This is a genomic window from Parafrankia soli, from assembly GCF_001854695.1.
GTDB lineage: Bacteria > Actinomycetota > Actinomycetes > Frankiales > Frankiaceae > Parafrankia > Parafrankia soli.
Genome location: NZ_MAXA01000243.1, coordinates 45,309 through 52,380 on the forward strand (window position 1 = coordinate 45,309; position 7,072 = coordinate 52,380).

General features: G+C 71.4%; 6 protein-coding genes. All 6 read right to left on the reverse strand.

All coding sequences use genetic code 11. The annotated features are described in order from the left end of the window. Window positions 1-73 precede the first annotated feature (73 nt). Window positions 74-1,057 (reverse strand): class I SAM-dependent methyltransferase, encoded by a 984-nt coding sequence (locus BBK14_RS26600; RefSeq protein ID WP_071065978.1) that lies wholly within the window; start codon window positions 1,055-1,057, stop codon window positions 74-76. A 22-nt stretch (window positions 1,058-1,079) separates the two neighbouring features. After that, window positions 1,080-3,233, reverse strand: coding sequence for a serine/threonine-protein kinase (locus BBK14_RS26605; protein WP_071065979.1), 2,154 nt, complete (start codon window positions 3,231-3,233; stop codon window positions 1,080-1,082). A 154-nt stretch (window positions 3,234-3,387) separates the two neighbouring features. Then, a complete protein-coding gene (locus tag BBK14_RS26610) occupies window positions 3,388-4,524 on the reverse strand; it encodes a Fic family protein (protein WP_071065980.1) in 1,137 nt (378 codons plus the stop codon). Between the two features lie 73 nt (window positions 4,525-4,597). Next, entirely contained in the window at window positions 4,598-5,470 is an 873-nt protein-coding gene (locus BBK14_RS26615; RefSeq protein WP_071065989.1) for a prenyltransferase/squalene oxidase repeat-containing protein, read from the reverse strand. A gap of 10 nt (window positions 5,471-5,480) precedes the next feature. Further along, window positions 5,481-6,200 carry an AraC family transcriptional regulator gene (locus BBK14_RS26620; RefSeq protein WP_071065981.1) on the reverse strand — a complete coding sequence of 240 codons (720 nt, stop codon included), beginning with the start codon at window positions 6,198-6,200 and terminating at the stop codon, window positions 5,481-5,483. Between the two features lie 90 nt (window positions 6,201-6,290). Next, window positions 6,291-6,503 carry a hypothetical protein gene (locus tag BBK14_RS26625; RefSeq protein WP_071065982.1) on the reverse strand — a complete coding sequence of 71 codons (213 nt, stop codon included), beginning with the start codon at window positions 6,501-6,503 and terminating at the stop codon, window positions 6,291-6,293. Window positions 6,504-7,072: the final 569 nt, after the last annotated feature.

The window sequence follows — 7,072 nt, forward strand, 5'->3', positions numbered from 1 at the left end:
GGCGGGATCTCGCGGGTCGACCGCCGGCGGTCGCGGTGAGCGAGACCACGGATGGCCCGAAGGTCGGTCGCCGTCAGCCCGGCTTGGCCGTGACGAAGATCGACGTCGACGGAACGAACTGCCCCCGAAGGGGTCCCCACTGGCCCCACACCCGGTTGTGACCCTCAGGCCATTCCGGCTCGATGACGTCGAGTAGTACCAGGCCGGCAGCGATGATCTCGCGTACGCGGTCGCCCATCGTCCGGTGTGCCTCTATGTAGGTCGGCTCGCCGGTCTCGGAGTGCTCCGTGTACGCCCGGCGGTCGAAGTAACTGTGGAAGACGACTAGCCCGTTGGCGTCGGGGGCGTCCGGCAGGCACCACACGAAGGGGTGGGTGGTCGAGAAGACCCAGCGGCCCCCGGGCCGCAGGGCCCGGGCGACCTCCCGCATCAGTGCCGCGCTGTCGGTGACGAACGGGACGGCGCCGAACGCCGAACAGGCGATGTCGACGCTCTCCGAGCGCACCGGCAGCGTGATCGCGTCGGCCTGGAACAGCGGAACCGACACTCCGGTGCGGTCGTTCAGCGCGCGCGCCTGCGCGAGCTGGCCCGCCGACAGGTCGGTGGCGACGACGGTCGCGCCCTGCCCGGCCAGCCACCGCGAGCACTGCGCCCCGCCGCAGCCGACCTCCAGGACCACCCGGCCGGCCACGTCCCCGAGCAGCCGCGCCTCGGACTCGCGCAGCCCCTCCGGGCTCCAGCAGAAGTCGACGTCGCCCAGGAAGTCGCCGTGCTCGGCGTAGTAGGAGGGGGCTTCGGAATCCCAGTAGTGCCGGTTCGCGGCGCGGGCGCCGGCGGAGTCGATCTCGGTGTACCCGTACGCGGGCCGGGCGCCCTGCTCGTCGGTCGAGGGCTCGTCGCCGCCAAGGCCATCGCCGTCAAGGCCATCGCCGTCAAGGCCATGGCTGCCAAGGCCGTCGCTGTCGAGCCTGTCGCTGTCGCTGCCCTGCTCGCCGTGCTCGGCGCTGTCGTTCTCGCGGGCGTCGATCTCGGAGGTGGAGATGTTCACGGCGGCCATGCTCGCATCGCGCCCCGACAGCTCACGGGGCGGTGTGGGTGACGGCGGCGCCGATCACCGCCCGGTTCTCCGCGATGCTCACCGGGGTGTAGACCACGGTGCCGGTGCCGGTGCCGGTGCCGTCGCGGTCGACCAGCCGGCCCCGCCGGCTCTCGCCGACGAGGCGGGCCCGGCCCTCCAGGGAACCAAGGCCGACCTCGCGGTCCACCGGCCCGAACGGGCCGGTCCCGGCCAGGCCCGCCTGCTCGGGAGCCTGGGTCGCGTACACGCGGACCACCGATCCGGGCACGGTCGTCCAGCGCAGCACGGTGCCGCCGAGAGTCTCGCGCGCTTCGAGGTCGACGACGGCGCGCGGCCTGGCGATCACGCGGGCGGTGACCTCGGCGCAGGCCGACGGGCGCAGCCCGTCCGACTCCTCGCCCGCCGCCACCCACACGCGGTAGCGGTAGACCGCGCCCGCCTGTACGTCGCTGTCGACGAAGGCCCCGCCGAAGCCGCGGTACCGGCGCATCGCCCCGCGCATCGAGGACGTCTCGTCGTGCGTCCGCTCGATGATCACCTCGTCGCGGCCGGGCACGGGACGCCAGGACAGCGCGACGGCGTCGTCCGTCATGTCGGCGCGCAGCGCGGTCACCGGCGGCAGCACCACCCGGGCGGCGCTTCGGGCGGGCGCCGACCGGGCACCGCCGCCGGCGCTCGGCCCGATCGCGACGACCTCGTGCCACACCTGGACACCCTTGGGTACCCCGGCGTCGAACAGCTCGGTCGCGGTGGTGTTGCCGAGACTGCGCTCCCGCCGCCCGCCGTCGGAGGAGTGATCCGGGACGACCCGGATCACCCGGTAGGTCTCGGCGCCCGGCGAGGGCTCCCAGGTGATCAGCAGCGCGCCGTCCTGCTCGACGACGGAGACCCCAACCGGCGGCGGCGGCGCGCCGACCGGCCCGTCCGCGCCGCCGTGGCCCGCTGCGTCATCGTGGCCCGCCGCCTCGTCGTTCCCGTCGTGCCAGTCGGTCTCGGAGGCGGCGGGTCCGCCGGGATGGACGGGCGGAAGGCCGGCGAGGGTCGTCGGGGCCTCGGGATCGACGCGGGGCACTTCCCCGGCCGGGCCGGTCGGTCGGAACTGACCGCTGCCGAACTCCGGCTCGCCCTCCAGCGTGCCCGGCACCCGCCAGGATCCGACGCCGCCCTGGCCGCCCGCATCGCCCGCGCGGGCCTGCCAGCCCAGCCCGTCCGCGCGCACGACCGGACGGCCGCCCCGGTTCCCGAGGACGGCGGTACCGGTCGCGGTCGCGCTGCCGGCGGGCGAGCCGCCTCCGCCACCGCCGCCACCACCGCCGCCCGCGGCCAGCCCGCTCCTGATCAGTGTGTCGAGCATCGACCGGGCGGCTCCGGCCGGCAGCCGTCGCTCCGGCTCCTTCTCCAGCAGTCCGGTCAGGACGTCCGCCAGCGGACCGGCGAGCCGCATCGGCGTCGGCGGGTGCAGCAGCACCGAGGCGAGCATCGCGCCGAAACTCTCCCGCTCGAACGGCGGGCGGCCCTCGACGGCGAAGTACAGCGTCCCCCCGAGACTGAACATGTCGGCCTCGAAGGTGGCCGGAGCGTTGTTCAGCCGCTCGGGCGCCATATACAGCGGGGTGCCGAGTACTCCGGTCACGGTGAGAGTCGGATCGCCGTCGCCGGTGGCGATTCCGAAGTCGGTGAGCACCACGCGTCCGTCCGTGCCGATCAGAACGTTGGACGGTTTCACGTCCCGGTGCACGATTCCCTGGGCGCGGGCGGCGAGCAGCGCGTCGATCATCGCGATGCCGATCCGGGCGACCTCCGGCACCGGCATCGGCCCGTCGTCGCGCACCACCTCGAACAGCGACCGGGACGGGACGAGCTCCATCACGATCCACGGCAGGCCGTCCTCGAGGACGACGTCCAGGATGGTCACCACATGCGGGTGGCCGCGCAGCTTGGCGGCGTGCCGCGCCTCGCGCAGCGCCCGCTCGACCCGTTCGGCGCGCTCGTAGTCGGGCACGCCACCGGCGAACTCGATCTCCTTGAGCGCCGCCTCGGTCTCCAGGACCTGGTCGAAGGCGCGCCAGACGGTTCCCATCGCACCGGCTCCGAGCCGTGCCACCAGCCGGTAACGACCGGCCACGACCCGTGCGCCATCCGGACCGACCGCCACCTGACCCCCTCGGCCGCACCCATCGCCCGGAGTCAGCATCTCAGGCCGGCGCCCGGACCGGGACGCGAGGACACATCGTAGACATCTCGCGGCCTTGACATCGCGGCGGCGGACCACAGCGGCCGGTGGCCACGGCCGGCACGCGGGTCGCTCGTCAGCTGGTGTACGGATTTCGCAACGTCATGGGCGTGCCCGCGATGTCAAGCGCCGACTGAGGGAAGCGGGAGCCCGCCCGGTAATAGCGGGCCCGGGTTCGGCCGACCGGTTCCAGGACCTGGGCGGTCGTGAGGTCGCGCAGGTCGCGTTGCGCCTGCTGCAGGCTCAGGCCCTCGGCCTGCTCGTAGCGTGAGCGGCGGACCCGCCCGGCCATGGCCACATCGTGCAGGGCACTCACCACACGCTCGTCCAGACCGGTGCTCTCGGTGAATTCCGCGAGCGCCCCCCATACCCGCCCGGAGCGGTCGAGCCGGCCCTGAACGGTCTGGGCCTGCTGGTGGTAGGCGGTCAGATTGAACCGGATCCAGCTGGAGACGTCCTGGTCGGGAAGGTAGGTCGCGCCCCGGTCGCTGAGTTCGCGGTAGTACTCCCAGGTGTTACCGGGCCGGCCGAGCCACGCCTCGACGGACGAGAACTCCGGGGCCAGGACACCTTCGCGGGCGATCATGAGCGTCTGCAGCGAACGGGACATCCGGCCGTTCCCGTCAGCCCAGGGGTGGATGGACACCAGGTGCAGGTGAGCCATTGCTGCCCGTACCAGCGGATGGGCGCCGTCGGCGGCGTTGAGCCAGCCGATGAGCTCGTTCATCAGCGCGGGGACGCCCTCGGCGCCCGGGGCTGTATAGGCCGCGATGCTGGGGTCGCGGGCGTCGGTGACGTAGACCGGGCCCCGGCGCCACTGCCCGGCCGGCTTGCGCACGGTGTGCCGGTGACCCTGCAGCATCCAGTGCAGCGCGTTGAGCAGCCCTTTGCTGTAGCTGAAGTCCTCGGCGTCGTGGAGCGTCTGGATATACGTCATCATCCGCTGATAGGCGAGAGTCTCCTCGCGGTTCTCGTCCGAGACTTCGACATCCCGCTCGCCGGTCATCAGATCCTGGACGTCGATCGTGGACACCTTGAAACCCTCGATGGAGTTCGAGGCCGCGACGGCGTCGGCGGTCAGGAACTTCCGGAGCCCGTCAGTCCGTTTCGGCGATGTGGTCTGGATCTGGTGCCGCAGCGCATCCCGCAGGCCGTCGATCTCGCCGAGCACCTGATCGTCGGCGGGCCCGAGGGTCGGAGCGGGATAAAGCATGCATTAACGATAGATTGATACAGTCATCACGTCGAGCGGGTTGACCTGTGTGGCGTGGCCTGCCGCTCAGCTGTCAGACGGCGCGGGGCAGCGTGATCCGGCCGTGCGCGGTGAGCGTCTCCAGCGCTTGCAGCGTGACGAGACCGCGCCACTCGACGGACTGTCCCGGTGACCAGCCGAGCCAGTCGAACGTCCAGCCGCCGTCGTCGCGCTGTCCCTTTTCCAGGAGGTCGAGATCAGCCTGGATCTGGTCGTCCGTGAAGAGAGCACGGCTGCGCCCGCCTGGCTTCGGTGACAGGGCGAGAGGGGTGATCCGCTCGTTCTCGGTTCCGCCGGGAACAGAGATGGAGCCGTCAGGCTCGATCCGGGGGCGCAGATCCTCGATCACCGCGGCGGCGCGGGCCGGCTCGGGAACCTGGTCGAGAAAGCCGAGGGCGAACTTCAGCAGGTAGCCGCTCAGCTCGTCCGGGCTCTTCAACGTCGCCCAGCACCACTCGGTCGCGCGCCGCAGCCAGGGTTCGTGGGAACCCGCCTGCCACAGCGCACCCGCGATCCCGAACGTGAGCTGCGACCCGCCCTCGGTGGGCACCATCCAGGGCGCGTGCGGATACGCCGCGGCGGCGGGCAGGACGAACGGAACGCCACCATCTGGATCCGCGATGGTCGCGATCCAGGCGGCGGCCTCGGCGACCATCGGATGGGCGAGCTCACCGAGCGCGGTGATCACCTCCAGCGCGTGCAGCGTGGCGGCCGGTTCGCTGCCGGGGGCGCGGACGTCGGGCTCGAGCGCGTGACCGAAGCCGCCGTCGGGGTTTCGGTAGGCACGCAACGCGTCGAGGACGGGCGTCACGGGAGCGTCGTGCAGCAGCACGGCCAGCAGGTGACGATCCAGCAGGCGGGCGTTGGCCAGCATGAACCGCTCGGCGGACTCGACGTCAACAGGCATGGCCGCCACGCTAGGCAGCGCTCAGCGCGGCGTCTTTCAGAAATCGGACCGGTGTGCTGCCCGTCAGCCGACGTACCTCGTCGTTCATGTGCGCCTGGCTCGCGTAGCCGGCCCGCAACGCGCGGGACGACAGCGAATCGTCGCGGAGCCCCACCAGACGGCGCAGCCGGGCGACCCGGGCGAGCATCTTGGGCCCGTAGCCCACAGCGGCGAGAGTGCGGCGGTGGAGCTGGCGCTCGCTGACCCCCAGCTCGGCGGCGACGCCCGCGACGCGGGCGCCTGGCAGGGCGAGCCCGCGTGCGGCCGCGGACACCAGAACATCCGGTTGTGCGTCGCGTCGGCCGACCGCGTCGGCCAGCAGCTCCAGCCGCCGCGCGGGTGCGGCGACGGGGAGAGCCTGCTGTAGTCCCACAGCCTGCTCACCCCACACGGACGCCGCGTCGACCTGCCGGTCGCGCAGCTCCGACGCCGGCACCCCCACAACCGCGCCGGCCGCGGAGCAGCGCAGGCGAATGCCCGACGACCGGGCGTGCCCCGGCAGGCTCACCCCGCGAGGACCCGTGTCGGCGCCGACGATCACCAGCTCCCGCTCGGACAACCAGATCAGGTCCATGCAACCGTCGGGCACCACCAGCTGTGTGTGGTCCTCGTCCGACTCGTGCTCCCACGTGCAGGCCGCCACAGGCCTCAGACCGGCCGGCGGCTGGTACTCGCGATAGGTAGCCGACATCCCCAGCACCGTACCAACGAAGGCCCGGCGGGCTGCCGCGCGCGGGCCGGCCGGATTCTGAGGTGCTGCCGGTCGGCCCGCGAGTGGGCGCTATCCCTTGCGGGTCAGGCCGTTGTTGGTCCAGGCGTTCACCACGCCGGCGTTGTCGACGGTGAGGTAGTCGTCGCGGTGGTCCCCGTTGAGGTCGGCGAAGCGCACCTCGTCCCGTGACGCGGCTCCTGTGGCGACCTGACCGAGGTAGGTCCACGGGGAGCCGCTGCCACCGCGGTTGTTCAGCCAGGCCCGCACGACATCGTCCGTCACACAGTTCTTGCACAGGCGCAAGAACAGGACATTTCTCCCGCGATTTCCCGGTCGGTGCGGGCGCGTCCTCCGGCGTTAGTGGTGAATCCCCGAACCTGGGGATGATCGGTATGTATGGTGGAAGTGGGATATTCCTCGGTCAGTCGTGACACCGGCGAATGGCCGATTTCTACTCAAAGCGCTCGCTGGGCTCTGTGCTGCTGGGTGATCCGGTCATCTGGGATTCCGGGCGGTCAAGCACCCCCGACGGGGCGGCGAAGCGCTCCACTCCGAGTGTGTCCGTCCTCCACCGCCCGCCGAGATGAGCGCTGCTCACACCGCACCAGAGTTTCATCCGCGGCGAATCCGTTCCTGACCCCGATCGGCCGAGGTGATTGAGTCGTGGGCGAGTTCAAGCATGACCGCGGTCACATCGCGATGAGCCGCGCACCTCGGGAGGGGAGGGAGCGGCGGCGCGATGAACTTGGAAGCGGACTAGTAGACTGTAAACCAAAATTCTTTCCGATGACACATAACTAAAGTCGTCACAAGTTGTTGGCGAGCAGCTTCCTGAATTCCCGGTGGAGTAC